Below are 14510 nucleotides of genomic sequence, written 5' to 3' on the forward strand. Positions count from 1 at the left end.
TCTACAGATGAAATTATTATTAGAAGAAAAAGTACTGGGAACGCAATCTAAAAAGAACTCAAAATATTATTGGGTTTTAGAAACGATTACCGGAAAAAATGAAGTTACAGAAAAATCTGAAGACGAAGATTATTTAATGATAAGTTCAGAAATAGGATATGTTCAAAATGTAAAGGAAGAGATTATCGAGAAAATGAATTCAGAAAATGTATTTAGTTTTGCTTACGAACCTAAAGAAGGAGATTATTTATCCATCAAAAATAATTTAAGAAAAAACGAATATCTGAATTTGATTTTTATGAATAATAGATGGGTTGAAGAGATTTACGCTTGTTCATACAGAGATTGTGAGGGCGATATTTACACCACAATAAAAACCGGTGTGGCATTTTTAAGCGATAATGAGATTACATTTTAAAAAATAAAATAACTGTCTGAATATCAATATATGAAACTTTTTTTTGGAGAAATCAATAACGGAAAAGCAATCATCAACGACGAAGAACAGCAGCACATCGTGAAAGTTCTTCGCATGAAAGATGGCGAGGAAATTCACGTAACCGATGGAAAAGGAAATTTAGCTTCCGGAGCATTGATTATTGAAGGTAAAAAAGCAGGAATTGAGGTTTTAGAAATTAAAACTGAAACTCCAGATTTCAATCCAAAACTTCATATTGCGATTGCTCCGACAAAAAATATTGACAGAATTGAATTTTTCGTTGAAAAAGCTGTAGAAATGGGAATTTCTGAGATCACTATTCTTCAAACCGAGAAAACAGAGCGTAAAAATCTGAATATTGATAAAATCAGAAAACAAGCGATCGCAGCATCAAAGCAAAGCTTGAGATTTCATTTTCCGATTATTAATGATTTGATTAAATTACCTGACTTTCTAAAAAATGTAGATTCTGAGACTACTTTCGTGGCGCACTGCAACGAAAATCTAGAAAGAATTAATTTAAATGAAATTCCAACATTAGAAAACTACACTTTTCTGATTGGTCCTGAAGGTGATTTTTCAGATAAGGAAATTTTGTTTTTAGCTGAAAAAGGAATTAAAGCGGTTTCTCTCGGAAATCAACGACTGAGAACGGAAACTGCAGGAGTTTTTGTTGCGGCTTGGAATTATAATAAGATGATTTAATAATCCTCACCCTCCACTTCAGCCTTTGTTTGTACAAATTTGCCATTTTTGAATTCATACGTAAAATAGTAATACGTTACAGGACCTGCGTGGTAGCTTGATGTAATTTCTTTATTCTTTTTATTTGCAATTGGATTTATAATTTTACTAAAGGAAGGTGAAAATTTATATTTTCCTGAATCTTTATCATAAAGCCACAAATAGTACGATTGGTCGACCATTCCAGTCCAATTGATCAGTTTAAAATCATTATAGCCATCAAAATTCCAATCTTCATCACAAGAAAAATTCACTTCATTGTCGTGATAAACAAAAGTTGAATCTTTATCAATTTTTAATTGTTGAAACAATTTGCCAGATTTCAAAATATTTACTTTTGTAAAATTGGTCATCCCACTTTTCTGTTCTTCGCAGAAAACTTTGTATTCAAAACCGTTTTCTTTCTTTAAAAGAGTATATTTTCTTACAATCTGCGATCTTTCTTTCTCCTCTTCTTTCTGAATCTTTAAAATTTCTTCGTCAGATAGTTTAACTTCTTTATTTTTCGAAATTACTGAAGAATCCTGTTTCATTTTAGGAACTGCAAGTTTCGGTTTTTTCTCTTTCTTACAAGAAAAAATCAATAGCAAACCTATCAACAGAACAATGTTTTTCATTGAATCAAATTATGAATTTTCTCTCGTATATTTAGCCATAATCTGCTCTCCGCTTTTTATAGAGTTCACGGCCCAACGGATTTTCATTCTCAAAAGTTTTTCCTCATCCAATTTATAATCAATACCAGACTTCATCAGTTTTTGCTTCAATTCATACATACAAAGTGATGCCGCAACAGAAACGTTAAAACTTCTCGTAAAACCATACATCGGAATCGCCAAGGTTTCATCTGCAAAATCTAAAATTTCCTGAGAAACTCCCTCCATCTCTGTTCCGAAAACGAGAGCGATTGGCTCGGTGATTTCATATTCCGGAAGCATTTTCGCATTATTTTCTAACGAAACGACAACGATTTTGTAGCCTTTATCTTTGATTTTTTGAAAAGATTCCATATTTCGGGGAAGCTTTTCCACTTCAACCCATGTGTCTGCACCTTTGGTGACTTTTAAATTGGGTTCGAAATTATTTTCTTCCTGCAAAGCAACCACTTTGTGAAAACCACAAGCTTCCACAGACCTTACAATTGCTGCTGCATTTCTGAACTGATAGACATCTTCTAAAACAGGAAGTACAAAATCTGAACTTTCAGGAGCGAAATGTTCAATTTTTCTTAATCTTTCTTCGGTTAAAAACTGTTTTAAATACTCGTAAGTTTTTGCTAAATCTTCCATCTATTTTCAAATCTTTGCAAATTAACGTAATTTTGAAATTCTGAACCTGAAAAGAAACTCAAAATCTTTAATTTAAATTTAAAATGAAGCGAAAAGTCCTTCTGATTTATACTGGTGGAACCATTGGTATGGAAAAAGATTACGAAACCGGAAGTCTCCGTGCCTTTGATTTCGGAAATATTTTTGAGAAAATGCCCGAAATGAAATTGATGGAATGTGAAGTTTTTGTACATCCTTTCGCAAAACCACTCGACTCTTCCGATATGGGACCGGAAGAATGGAGAATTATCGCCAATTATATCTTTGATAATTATAAAAAATATGACGGATTTCTGATCCTTCACGGAACAGATACGATGTCTTATACAGCTTCAGCATTGAGTTTTATGCTAAAAGGTTTAACGAAACCAGTGATTTTAACAGGTTCACAACTTCCGATCGGAGATTTGAGAACTGATGCTAAGGAAAATCTTCTGACAAGTTTATATTACGCAAGTCTTTACGAACAAAACGAAGCCGTGATTCAGGAAGTTGCTATTTATTTTGAATATAAATTACTGAGAGGGAACCGTACTTTGAAATATTCTGCAGAGTATTTTGATGCTTATTCAAGTCCGAACTACCCTATTCTTGGACAATCCGGAGTTCATTTAAAAATAGAAAAGGATAATCTTTTCCGTTGTGATGGAAGAATGGAGTTTCGTGTGGATGAACATATTTCTGAAGATGTTTTGTTCTGGAGAATTTTTCCGGGAATGAAACTGAATCATTTTAAAGAAATTCCAAAGATGAAAGTTTTGATTTTGCAGGTTTTTGGATCGGGAACAATTTTCAGTAGTGAAAAAACTCTGGAAACTTTGCAGCAGATCAGAAGCAACGGAACTGAAATCGTAGTGGTAAGTCAGTGTATTTCAGGTGGAATCTCGTTTGGGAAGTATGAAAATAGCAACATTTTCGTTAAAATCGGTGCGATAAGTGGAAAAGATATGACCGCTGAATCTGCGATTACCAAAGCAATGCATTTAATTGATAACCCAAATTACAAAGGAAGTTTTGCAGATAATTTCTCAAAAAATATTTGTGGTGAGATTAGTGAATTAGCAGATTAAGAATTTGTTAATTCGATAAAATAGCCTATTTTTGCAGTCTTCAAAACATAGAGAGGTGTCCGAGTGGTTGAAGGAGCTACCCTGGAAAGGTAGTATGCGGGTAACTGTATCGAGGGTTCGAATCCCTTCCTCTCTGCAAAAGCGTTGATTTTCAACGCTTTTTTTTAGTTTCTAACTATCGAAAATTTTAAAATAAATTTTCATTCTTTTTCTTATAAAATTATTTCAAAATTGAGCTTTCAATTAATCATGAAAAATTCTAACAATTTTTTAGTATTTTAAATAATCCAATGGGCTTTTCACATTACTTTTGTTGATATCCGTAATATGTGTATAGATTTCAGTTGTTTTAATATTACTATGACCCAATAAATCTTTGATGATTCTAATATCAATCCCATTTTCCAACAAGTGTGTGGCATAAGAATGCCTTAAAGTATGTACTGAAGCCGGAGTGATAATTCCTGCTTTCTTCAAAGAATTTTTCAGAATTTGCTGTACACTTCGTTCAGAATATTTTTCTGAGCTTTTACCTTCAAACAGGTAGTTTTTTGGTTGGTAAATTTTATAATAATCTCTTAAAGCATTTAATAATTGTGCAGATACAACCATCAAGCGGTCTTTATTTCCTTTTGACTGACGGATTAGTAGCAACTTTTCTTTTACCTTAATATCAGATATTTGCAGTTCCAAAAGCTCACTCAATCTCAAACCGCAGGAATAAATGGTCATAAGAATTGCTTTATGTTTAATATTTTCTGTGGCATCTAATATTTTTTTAATCTCGTCTCGTGTGAGAAATTTTGGCAGTTTATATTCTTTTCTTTTAGGATAGAGGTGCTTTAGGCAAATATGGCGTTGGAATATCTCTTTATAAAACTTGGTAATTGTAGAAATCATCGCTTTCTGATATGATTGCCCTACTTTTCTTTTTTCTACCAGCCAGATAACAAAATTTTCTATTTGTTGATCGGTAATATCTTCCGGCTTGTGTTTAGCAGAAAGTCTGAGAAAATAAGCAAGGTGCGATGCATAAGTCTTTACACTTCTATCAGCATAGCGTTGTATGCGGAGTATTGTTACAAATTGATCTATGAGATTTTGATTCATCTTTTATTGCGTTTATCCAAAGATATAGAAAATTAATCAACTAATTTATAGATAATTAACTAAAATAGTAAAGAGGATAAGCGCAACAATACATATCTTGTATTTACGCAATGCGTAAATTTGGATGTTAGCAGAAATGTTAAGCCGACCATAGAACATAAAGAATGAATAATAATTTAGATAGCATAATTGTAGAATTGGTTGTCACTGCTTGCCAAATGGAGGCGGATAATATATGGATGCAAGGTGATTTGGAAATAAGACTAAATACTGAAAAACCATATGCGGACAGTGACATTATTAATATTGATGAATTTCTGAAAAGTTTAGAACAAGACGGTGAATTTTCTATTTTTTCTTGCTGTTGTGGAGTACCAGAATGTAGCGGTTGGGAATTTGGAATTCAAGTTTTACACTTGGAAGAAAATATCAAATGGACTAATCCAAACAATGGTAAAACTTGGTGCTTTAGCAAACAAAAAGTAGAAACTGATTTAATTCAAATTCGAGAGGAATTGACAAACTACAAACATTTTTTCAGTCAAAAGAAAATTGAATATGTTGGTGTTGGACACAATTGGTGAAAAATAAACAATGAAAACTTGAGAAAACACTTCTGCTAACAAGGGTTTTGCGTCAGGCGGGCTGAAGTGCAAAATTCAACAGTAGTTTTTCAATTGAACTTTAGTAATAATACAAGCTTTTGTGCTTCGATTTCCCGCCCGAACGCAAAGCCCCAAAACGTTAGCGGTAATTTCTAACAAAAGTATAATACAACTTATGAATGAAAATGAAAAAATTGTAACAGAATTTCTTAAGATGATGTCAGAAAGAAAATCCGAAGATAACTTCGAGAAATTCTATCATCAAGATGCTGAACAAATAGAATACCCAAACTTAGTAACGAAAAATGTTGCAAAAAGAAGTCTGGAAGATTTAAAGATTGGATCTGAACGCGGTCGCAAAATAATGTCGAAAGAAGTATATGAAATCAAAAAACTATATAGTTTCGAGAATATTGTAATTCTTGAAGCTGTGTGGAAAGGCACAATATCAATTCCTATTGGAAAGCTTCAAATTGGAGAAGAAATGGTAGCGTATTTTGCTCAATTTTTTGAAATAAAAGATGGGAAAATATTCCGTCAAAGAAATTATGATTGCTTCGAACCTTTGGATTAATTAAGGAAACTACCGCTAACAGCCGTTTGGCGCAATAGCTGGTTTGTCTTTCTTGGAAAATACTCTCAACTTCAGCATTTCTTATTAAATTTTTCTTTAACTTGCCGCTACTACGCCAAGCCGCGGAACGTTAGCGGTAAGTTTTCAGAATATCTAATAGAAATTTATGTTGAACGAAGAATTAAAAGACCAAATTTTACAGACGAAACTAGTTTATCTTAACGGCTATCTTGCTTCTTTAGCTGCTATTAATTCTTTTTCAGTAATTGGAATGAATTACAAACTATTTGCTTATAATTTTTCGGATGGAAATATAGAAGGCGCTATACAGAATAATTCATATGAACTCTTCGGAGTATATCCAAATGATTGGGATGTAGAATTAACAGAAGTTAAAGATTGGAAAGAAAGATTAGAAATTGAATTAGTAAAACCTGTAATGCAGCAACCATCTATTTTAAGTGATAAAGAGAATGAAACAATAAGGGATTTGAAAAGTAGAATCAAAAATTCAATTAACGACTTTATAACTTTACTTGAGAAAGAATTCGCCGAAATATCAACAAACATTTACGAATCAACTGTTACTAAAGGTGGTTTTTACAGAATAATGGGAATAGATTTGGTTTTTGAGATTGAAGAAACAAAAATTATTTTTCTTCAAATACTCGGTAATGATTAAAAAACCTACCGCTAACAGCCGTTTCTCGCAATTGCGAATTTTGTAGTAAGTTCACGTTTACGTTTCGCAAGAATTTTTATCTTTAACAGAAAATAAAAAGTTCCGAACTTCGCAACTGACGAGAAGCCGCGGAACGTTAGCAGAAATTGTATGAAAATAGCACTCACCTTAATCTTTATAATCATTACAAATTTGTGTTTTTCACAATCTGTATCTGAATACAAAAGATTTAAACATTTTACAATATTAAAAGATAATGATACAATAAATTATCACATCTACTCACAAAATGAAATTACAGATAAAACAAATATTATATTATTTATTCAAGGTTCGGCAGCAGTTCCAATGTTTGATATAAAAAAAGAAAAAGAATCCGTCTCTGTGGTCTCTACAATTCCTTTTGATTTGAACAAAATACCGACTAATTACGCCTTTATAATTGTATCAAAGAAATGCGTTCCTTTTGCAACAATAAATGAAACTTTTAATCCGCCGAAATGCTATTATGAAAATGAATCTTTGGACTATAGAGTTTGGCAGTACAATAATGTTATTAATCACATTAGAAAAAAAATAATCAAAAATTCTGAAAAAATTGTTGCTTTAGGACATTCAGAAGGAAGTGATGTTGTTGCAAAGCTGGGCACTGTAAATAAAAAAATTACACATATTGGATTTTGGTCAGGCAGTGGAAATACTCAATACAATGATTTTGCATTATCCATAAGACAAGAAGCATCTAAAGGTAAAATTGATGAAGCTACTTCTATAAAAAAACTGGATAGTTTATATTCACAAATTGAGGATATCGAAAAAAATCCAACCTCAATAGATAAATTCTGGTTAGACAATACATACAAACGTTGGCACGAATTTTCAGAGCCACCAATCGAGAATTTACTCAAAATCAACATCCCAATATTTATTGCAATTGGAACCAAGGATCAAGCAGTTCCTATTGAATCGTCTTTAATTATAAAAACAGAATTTATACGACATCATAAGGACAATCTTACCTTTAGAATCTATCCTAATCTTGATCACGGATTTGAAACTCTTCCAAGCAATGATAATGAAGAATCGAAAGATATGTGGATGGATATTTTCGCAGAATTTATGGAATGGACAAATAAAAAATAACAACTTCTGCTAACCGCCGCTAACCAAAATTGCCGAGTTTTCGGTAGCCGGAAGTTGTGAGTTCACGAACAAACATTATCTTGGCAGAGAAAACTCAGTCCGCTTTGATCGGCAACTTCGGTTAGCGGCCAAACGGTAGCAGAAATTTTAAACAAGCACTCGTCACAAATGAAATTTATTATATTTTTTCTTGGAATTTCTACATTTTGCTGCTCGCAAAAAATTAGTTTTATTTACGAAACAAAATACAAACTGGATTCAGAAAAACCAGATGATGTTAATTCCGACAATATGATTTTGGATCTAAAAAGTAATATTTCAATTTTTAGAGATTCACTAGACAAAAAATCAGATTCAATAAGGTTGAATAATGGAAATGGAAGGTTTAAAATGGGTGTTGAAAACCAATTCTATGTCAAAAAGAATTTAACTCAAAAAAGAATTGAAAAAGTAATCACTTATTTGGGAACAGATTATCTTCTTCCAGTAGAGGAAATATTAAATTGGAAAATAACTTCCGAACAAAAAACAATTGGAAAATATAAATCTCAAAAAGCAGAAACAAATTATGGAGGAAGAAACTGGATTGCCTGGTTTACTACGGAATTACCTTTCAGTGATGGTCCATATATTTTCAATGGTTTACCTGGATTGATTGTTTCTATTCAAGATTCAAACAATGACTATTCATTTAATTTGATAGAAGTCAAAAAAGGCGGGAATATTTTTGACGCACGCACAAAAACTATAAAAATTGATTGGAAAAAATATGAAGCACTTGCAAAATCATATTTTAATGATCCTTATGATATAAATACAAAAGTGGCAATGGGAAAAACAGTTACATTTACCGGCCCGAATGGTATTGCAATGGATATTTCAGTAAAGACTAAAGAAATGCAAAAAAATATTTTGCAAGAAAATAATCCTATTGAGTTAAATCATAAAATAAACTACAAATAAAAACTTCTGCTAACATGGTATTTCCAAAATGAGAGGTTAGATTTCAGTTAAATCCAGCCCGCACTTCGCCAATATATTTTCGTTAGATAGAATAACGAGCTTAGTCGAAGTAAAAACACTATCGTTAATAATTTCATTTTTATAAATTTATCAAAAACAAAATCCAGATCAATGAATCTGGATTTTTGCTTGAAATACACTGTGATAAAATGCATTTCGACAATATAATAATGTATGAATGTTTGGTGTTTTAATGAAAGACTTCTCACCTAGCCCGGATTGCAACGACATCCTTTTTCTGAATTGGCTTTGCAAAAAAAGCACTGGCGAAAAAGATACAGTGGAAAGCCGGATTAAGCTCCTAAAAAATCAGTTACAAACCGTAAGGAAAGTCTGGTTTCTCATGTGAATTTTAATCATCGCTTCAGAGCGCAATTCGCTGTACATACTTTTTTCAAAAGCTTCAACCGCTTTCAGTTTGTAATCGATAAAATCTGCAATTCTCACAACCGAAAAATAGAAATTTCTGTACAAAGCCATATCGACTGTACTTCCAAAATGAGGCAGAAAAGCCTTTAAAAACGGAAGTTTTTTCTGATGTAAATTGTAATCTGGACAGTAGCCTGTTTTCTCTTTTGACGTAATGATTTCGTAATGATTGATGTAGTTTAAAATCGTCTCATTTTCTTTCATTGAAATTTTATTCTTCTGAAAGTAATGATGAATTCTGTCCAAAATATGTTGGGCATATTCCATCATGCTGATGGTTTTCAACTCAGAAACATTTTTGATTCCGGTTTTGAAACTTTTTGCGTTACCATGATTCATGTTAAATGAAATTCCAAAATTCTCATGGTATGGAAAGAAGCAGTTTTTTACGTCAATCACAGCATCTGCCTGCAATCTGTCTTCTGAAAAGTTGTAACACAAATACGGTTTGTACATCTCTTTTATATGAAGCAGAAAATCTGTTTCATTGGTGTTTTGATCGTTTTCAAACCACTTTTCAAGATTGTTGTAATATTGATTTTCGAATTCTCTGAAACTTAAATAAAACGGGATTTCCATAACTCTTAATATTTTATACTGCAAAGCTACAGGCGTAATGCGACAAAACTTGACGTGTTTTATTTTGAAATTTAATTTTATTAAAAAAAGTCCGGCTCTGAAAACAGAACCGGACTTCACGATTGAAATAATGATATATGAATAAAAAACTAACTTATTTCCAGCCGCCGCCTAAACTTTTATAAATATCGACAACGGTGCTTAACTGTTTCTCTTTAGCTTCAATCAACTCCATTTTTGCATCTAAAGCATCTCGTTGGTTCAACAAAACTTCAAGATAATCTGCTCTTGAGTTTTTGAAAAGTTGATTGGCAATATCGATGGATTGGTCTAAAGCTTGAGTTTCCTGAGACTTTAACTGATAATACTGATCGATGTTCTTCACTTTTGACATCAGATTTGAAATATCCAGATACGCATTCAAAATGGTTTTGTCATACTCGTACAAGGCCTGAATCTGTTTTGCATCTGCCGTCTGGAAATTGGCCTTGATTGCACTTTTATTGATCAGTGGTCCTGCCAATTCACCAACTAAACTTGTCGCGATCGACTCGGGTAATTTAACCAGATAAGAAGGTTTAAAAGCCTCCAATCCTAAAGTTGCTGAAATTTCTAAAGAAGGATAAAACTCTTTTCTTGCTACTTCAACATCTAATTTTGCTGCTTTTAATTCTAATTCAGCCTGTTTAATATCAGGACGGTTTGCCAATAACTGAGACGGAATTCCCGTATATACTGTTTGCGGAATGATAGACATAAAACTTTCTTTCGTTCTCACAATCGGCTGCGGATAACGGCCACAAAGTGCATTGATCTGATTTTCTTTTTCCGTGATTTCCTGACGAATCGTGTATTCCGTAGCTTTTGATTTTGCCAATTCAGCTTCAAACTTCTTCACTGCCAATTCTGTTGCAGCTGCGGCCTGTTTTTGAATTTTAGCAATTTCTAAAGCTCTCGTCTGCAGTTTGATATACTGCTGAATAATATCCAGCTGATTATCAAGCGCCAACAATTCGTAATAATTATCAGCAACTTCCTCGATCAGATTAGAAAGGACAAAATTCTTTCCTTCAACGGTTGAAAGATAGTGAGCAACGGCAGCATCTTTTTCGGTTCTGAGTTTTTTCCAGATGTCGATTTCCCAGTTGGCCATCAAACCACCTTCGAAATTCCCAAGCGGATCGGGCATTTCTCTTCCGGGTTCGATTTCAGTGGATGCATCACCCGCTCCTTCACTCGTGTAACGACCGGCTTTACTTACTCCGGCTCCTAAACCTGCTCTTACAGATGGACTTAATCTTCCTTTTTTGGCAACGATTCCGCTTTTGGCAATTTCGATTTCCTGAAGCGTGATCATTAATTCCTGATTATTTTTCAGAGAAGTTTCAATTAAACTAACCAAATTTGGATCTGTAAAAAACTGTCTCCAAGGGGTGGTTCCGCTGTTGTTATTAACGTCCTGTTGTTCATTTTGACTAAAATTCTCAGGAATTGTATTTTTTACTTCATCCTGAATAACGGTCGCCATGGGCGCCTTACAACTTGCTAAAACAAGCGATAAGGCGATGGCTGCTATATATTTATTATAAATCTTCATGTTTATTATCGTGCTTGTATGGTTCTGTTTGTTCGGTTAAAGGATTTTCCTCTTCATATTTTGACAATCGGGATTTATCGGCAATAGTTCCGAAAATGTAGTATAATCCCGGAATTATCAGTAGTCCGAAAACGGTTCCTATAAGCATTCCCCCTGCTGCAGCGGTACCAATCGTTCTGTTTCCAACAGCTCCCGGTCCGGTTGCCATAACCAAAGGAATCAAACCGGCAATGAATGCAAATGAAGTCATCAAAATAGGTCTGAAACGGATGGCCGCTCCTTCGATGGCCGCCTGTGCCACAGGAATTCCTTCTTCTGCTTTTTTCTGAACGGCAAATTCAATGATCAATACGGCATTTTTACCTAAAAGTCCGATCAGCATAACCATGGCAACCTGTGCGTAGATGTTGTTTTCCAATCCTAACAATTTCAAACATAAAAACGCTCCGAAAATCCCTGTAGGTAATGAAAGAATGACTGGTAAAGGAAGAATGAAACTTTCATACTGCGCTGAAAGAATTAAATAAACAAATCCTAAACAGATCAGGAATATGTAAACTGCTTCGTTTCCACGGCCTACTTCATCTTTTGAAATTCCTGCCCAGTCGATTCCAAAACCTCTTGGTAATGTTTTATCGGCAACTTCCTGAATGGCTTTAATCGCCTGCCCAGAACTGTAACCCGGAGCCGGAGTTCCGCTCACCTCAGAAGAATTATACATATTATGTCTCGTGATTTCAGAAAGACCATACACTTTTTCCAAATGCATAAAATCTGAATACGGAACCATCTGATCTTTATCGTTTTTCACGTATAATTTCAACAAATCACTTGGCAAAGCACGATATTGTGGACCTGCCTGAACAATCACTTTATAAGGTCTGTCGAAACGGATGAAACTGGTTTCGTAGTTTGAACCGATTAAAGTTGAAAGATTATCCATTGCTTTCTCGATACTCACGCCTTTTTGTTCGGCCAAATCATTATCGATTTTAAGCATATATTGAGGGAAACTTGCGGAATAGAATGTGAATGCAGAACCCAGTTCCGGACGTTTTTTCAATTCTTTCACAAAATCCGTACTCACCTGCTCCATTTTTTGGTAATCACCACTTCCGGCTTTATCCAAAAGTCTCAATTCAAATCCACCAGCAGCTCCATAACCAGGAATAGAAGGCGGCTGGAAGAATTCAATATTGGCTCCCGGAATATTTTTAGCTTTCTCTTCAAGCTTTTCAATAATCTCGGCAGCAGATTCTGAACGATCTTCCCAACTTTTAAGGTTAATTAAACATGTTCCTGAGTTTGAGCCAGTTCCTTCCGTCAAAATTTCGTAACCTGCTAATGAAGAAACAGACTGTACTCCGTCGATATCCTCAGATTCTTTCAATAGTTCTTTGGCAATCTGATTCGTTCTTTCTAATGTAGAACCAGGCGGTGTCTGAATAATTGCATAGATCATCCCCTGATCTTCTCCCGGAATAAATCCTGAAGGCAGTGAGTTGCTTAAAAAGTAAGTACAGGCACAGAAAATTAATAACAGAGGAAGTGTAATGAACTTTTTAGTCACTGTTTTGTTGAGTAACTTCTCATATTTCCCTGCTCCTTTAGTAAATATATTGTTGAATTTGTCTAAAAGAATCGTAATCGGACCTCTTTTCTTAGCTTTTCCGTGATTATTTTTTAGAATTAAAGCACATAAAGCCGGAGTTAAAGTCAACGCCACAACTCCCGAAAGAATAATCGACGATGCCATTGTAATGGAAAACTGGCGGTAAAAAACTCCAACCGGACCCGACATAAATGCTACCGGAATAAAGACAGCAGCCATTACCAAAGTGATTGCGATAATTGCTCCGCTGATTTCGTGCATTGCTTCTTCAGTCGCCTTTAAAGCGGAAAGACCTTTCTCTTCCATCTTAGCGTGAACTGCTTCAATCACAACAATCGCATCATCGACGACGACCCCAATTGCCATTACTAAAGCGAAAAGCGAAATCATATTTAAAGTAATTCCAAATGCGGACATCACAGCAAATGTTCCCACCAAAGAAACCGGAACTGCAATTGCCGGAATCAACGTTGAACGCCAATCTCCAAGGAATAAAAACACCACAATCGCAACTAAAATAAAGGCTTCAAATAAAGTATGAACAACCTTTTCAATTGATGCATCAAGGAATCTTGAAACGTCATAACTGATGTCATAATGCATTCCTTTCGGGAAATTGGTCTTCTCAAGATCAGCCATCAATGTTTTTACGTTTTTGATAACGTCACTTGCATTTGAGCCGTACGATTGTTTTACCGTGATTGCTGCGGAAGGTTTTCCGTTCAATGTAGAATAAATATCGTACATTGAAGAACCAAATTCGATATCGGCAACATCTTTTAATCTTACAAATTCCCCTGCAGATTTCGCTTTAAGAATGATATTTCCGTAATCTTTTTCATTATTAAAACGTCCAGGATATTTTAGAATATATTCGAATGACTGAGAACGTTTTCCTGAACTTTCACCTGTTTTTCCTGGTGATGCTTCCAAACTTTGCTCGTTTAAAGCTTCCATTACTTGATCTGCCGAAATATTGTAAGCCGTCAAACGATCAGGTTTCAGCCAAATACGCATTGCATACTCTCTTGTTCCTAAAATATCGGCAAAACCAACTCCACTTACCCTTCTCAATTCAGACATCACATTAATATCTGCATAGTTGAAAAGGAATTTCTGGTCAGCTTTAGGATCGTCACTGTACAGGTTAATATACATCAACATATTCGGTTCTTCACGGGTGATTTTTACCCCTTCACGAACTACCAACGGCGGAAGTTTATTTACTACTGAAGAAACACGGTTTTGAACATTAACTGCTGCAACATTCGGGTCAGTTCCCAAATCAAACACAACCTGAATGGATGTTTCACCGTCATTTCCTGCGTCGGAAGTCATGTATTTCATTCCAGGAACACCATTTAATCCTCTTTCCAAAGGAATAACAACAGATTTAATCAACAATTCGTTATTCGCTCCGGGATAAGTGGCGGTGATATTTACTTTTGGTGGAGAAATCGCAGGAAACTGAGTGATAGGAAGTTTCATTAAAGATAAAACTCCCATAAAAACAATGATCAGCGAGATCACAATTGACAGAACAGGTCTGCGAATGAATTTTTTAAACATAATTCT

General features: G+C 34.4%; 14 protein-coding genes and 1 tRNA gene. 9 read left to right on the plus strand and 6 right to left on the minus strand.

The features are described from left to right. The first annotated feature begins 7 nt into the window (after positions 1-7). A complete protein-coding gene (locus MQX03_RS14895; protein WP_242803996.1) occupies positions 8-418 on the plus strand; it encodes a hypothetical protein in 411 nt (136 codons plus the stop codon). A gap of 30 nt (positions 419-448) precedes the next feature. After that, positions 449-1144, plus strand: coding sequence for an RsmE family RNA methyltransferase (locus MQX03_RS14900; RefSeq protein ID WP_242803997.1), 696 nt, complete (start codon positions 449-451; stop codon positions 1142-1144). On the opposite strand, the gene MQX03_RS14905 is transcribed toward MQX03_RS14900, so the two are convergent. Then, entirely contained in the window at positions 1141-1800 is a 660-nt protein-coding gene (locus tag MQX03_RS14905) for an XAC2610-related protein (protein ID WP_242803999.1), read from the minus strand. The two genes, MQX03_RS14900 and MQX03_RS14905, sit on opposite strands and share 4 nt — an antisense overlap. A 9-nt stretch (positions 1801-1809) precedes the next feature. Then, positions 1810-2472: a TrmH family RNA methyltransferase gene (locus MQX03_RS14910; RefSeq protein WP_242804001.1), complete on the minus strand. Its 663-nt coding sequence runs from the start codon at positions 2470-2472 to the stop codon at positions 1810-1812. 83 nt (positions 2473-2555) lie between these two features. On the opposite strand from MQX03_RS14910, the gene MQX03_RS14915 reads away from it, so the two are divergent. Together MQX03_RS14915 and MQX03_RS14920 are read left to right on the plus strand one after the other, a co-directional pair. Beyond that, positions 2556-3581 (plus strand): asparaginase, encoded by a 1026-nt coding sequence (locus MQX03_RS14915; protein WP_242804003.1) that lies wholly within the window; start codon positions 2556-2558, stop codon positions 3579-3581. A 49-nt stretch (positions 3582-3630) separates the two neighbouring features. Continuing rightward, positions 3631-3717: transfer RNA gene (locus tag MQX03_RS14920), tRNA-Ser, on the plus strand. A 134-nt stretch (positions 3718-3851) separates the two neighbouring features. Here the strand turns inward: MQX03_RS14920 and xerA are convergent. After that, a complete protein-coding gene (gene xerA / locus MQX03_RS14925) occupies positions 3852-4691 on the minus strand; it encodes a site-specific tyrosine recombinase/integron integrase (protein WP_242804004.1) in 840 nt (279 codons plus the stop codon). 164 nt (positions 4692-4855) lie between these two features. On the opposite strand from xerA, the gene MQX03_RS14930 reads away from it, so the two are divergent. The 5 genes from MQX03_RS14930 (at position 4856) to MQX03_RS14950 (ending at position 8658) form a co-directional block, all read left to right on the plus strand. After that, positions 4856-5275, plus strand: coding sequence for a hypothetical protein (locus MQX03_RS14930; protein WP_242804005.1), 420 nt, complete (start codon positions 4856-4858; stop codon positions 5273-5275). A 196-nt stretch (positions 5276-5471) separates the two neighbouring features. Next, complete coding sequence (locus tag MQX03_RS14935; RefSeq protein WP_129536221.1) at positions 5472-5870, plus strand: nuclear transport factor 2 family protein; 399 nt, start codon at positions 5472-5474, stop codon at positions 5868-5870. A gap of 166 nt (positions 5871-6036) precedes the next feature. Beyond that, a complete protein-coding gene (locus MQX03_RS14940) occupies positions 6037-6552 on the plus strand; it encodes a hypothetical protein (RefSeq protein ID WP_129536220.1) in 516 nt (171 codons plus the stop codon). 150 nt (positions 6553-6702) lie between these two features. Beyond that, positions 6703-7695: a dienelactone hydrolase family protein gene (locus tag MQX03_RS14945; RefSeq protein WP_242804006.1), complete on the plus strand. Its 993-nt coding sequence runs from the start codon at positions 6703-6705 to the stop codon at positions 7693-7695. A 168-nt stretch (positions 7696-7863) separates the two neighbouring features. Continuing rightward, a complete protein-coding gene (locus MQX03_RS14950) occupies positions 7864-8658 on the plus strand; it encodes a GLPGLI family protein (RefSeq protein ID WP_242804007.1) in 795 nt (264 codons plus the stop codon). 369 nt (positions 8659-9027) lie between these two features. Here MQX03_RS14950 and MQX03_RS14955 read toward each other — a convergent pair whose 3' ends face one another. The 3 genes from MQX03_RS14955 to MQX03_RS14965 form a co-directional block, all read right to left on the minus strand. Next, a complete protein-coding gene (locus tag MQX03_RS14955) occupies positions 9028-9726 on the minus strand; it encodes a hypothetical protein (RefSeq protein WP_242804008.1) in 699 nt (232 codons plus the stop codon). Positions 9727-9880: 154 nt separating this feature from the next. After that, complete coding sequence (locus MQX03_RS14960) at positions 9881-11323, minus strand: TolC family protein (protein ID WP_242804009.1); 1443 nt, start codon at positions 11321-11323, stop codon at positions 9881-9883. Beyond that, positions 11310-14504 (minus strand): efflux RND transporter permease subunit, encoded by a 3195-nt coding sequence (locus tag MQX03_RS14965; RefSeq protein ID WP_242804010.1) that lies wholly within the window; start codon positions 14502-14504, stop codon positions 11310-11312. The genes MQX03_RS14960 and MQX03_RS14965 overlap by 14 nt, the downstream gene beginning before the upstream one ends. Positions 14505-14510 lie beyond the last annotated feature (6 nt).

It is taken from the genome of Chryseobacterium aahli, from assembly GCF_022699665.1.
In the GTDB taxonomy this organism is placed as follows: domain Bacteria; phylum Bacteroidota; class Bacteroidia; order Flavobacteriales; family Weeksellaceae; genus Chryseobacterium; species Chryseobacterium aahli.

What these genes read in the sequence shown, in the direction of transcription:
- MQX03_RS14935 (WP_129536221.1), top strand. Translation starts at nt 5,472, where the DNA reads ATGAATGAAAATGAAAAAATTGTAACAGAATTTCTTAAGATGATGTCA.
- MQX03_RS14905 (WP_242803999.1), bottom strand. Translation starts at nt 1,800, where the DNA reads ATGAAAAACATTGTTCTGTTGATAGGTTTGCTATTGATTTTTTCTTGT.
- MQX03_RS14965 (WP_242804010.1), bottom strand. Translation starts at nt 14,504, where the DNA reads ATGTTTAAAAAATTCATTCGCAGACCTGTTCTGTCAATTGTGATCTCG.
- MQX03_RS14900 (WP_242803997.1), top strand. Translation starts at nt 449, where the DNA reads ATGAAACTTTTTTTTGGAGAAATCAATAACGGAAAAGCAATCATCAAC.
- MQX03_RS14940 (WP_129536220.1), top strand. Translation starts at nt 6,037, where the DNA reads ATGTTGAACGAAGAATTAAAAGACCAAATTTTACAGACGAAACTAGTT.
- MQX03_RS14930 (WP_242804005.1), top strand. Translation starts at nt 4,856, where the DNA reads ATGAATAATAATTTAGATAGCATAATTGTAGAATTGGTTGTCACTGCT.
- MQX03_RS14910 (WP_242804001.1), bottom strand. Translation starts at nt 2,472, where the DNA reads ATGGAAGATTTAGCAAAAACTTACGAGTATTTAAAACAGTTTTTAACC.
- xerA (WP_242804004.1), bottom strand. Translation starts at nt 4,691, where the DNA reads ATGAATCAAAATCTCATAGATCAATTTGTAACAATACTCCGCATACAA.
- MQX03_RS14945 (WP_242804006.1), top strand. Translation starts at nt 6,703, where the DNA reads ATGAAAATAGCACTCACCTTAATCTTTATAATCATTACAAATTTGTGT.
- MQX03_RS14960 (WP_242804009.1), bottom strand. Translation starts at nt 11,323, where the DNA reads ATGAAGATTTATAATAAATATATAGCAGCCATCGCCTTATCGCTTGTT.
- MQX03_RS14915 (WP_242804003.1), top strand. Translation starts at nt 2,556, where the DNA reads ATGAAGCGAAAAGTCCTTCTGATTTATACTGGTGGAACCATTGGTATG.
- MQX03_RS14950 (WP_242804007.1), top strand. Translation starts at nt 7,864, where the DNA reads ATGAAATTTATTATATTTTTTCTTGGAATTTCTACATTTTGCTGCTCG.
- MQX03_RS14955 (WP_242804008.1), bottom strand. Translation starts at nt 9,726, where the DNA reads ATGGAAATCCCGTTTTATTTAAGTTTCAGAGAATTCGAAAATCAATAT.
- MQX03_RS14895 (WP_242803996.1), top strand. Translation starts at nt 8, where the DNA reads ATGAAATTATTATTAGAAGAAAAAGTACTGGGAACGCAATCTAAAAAG.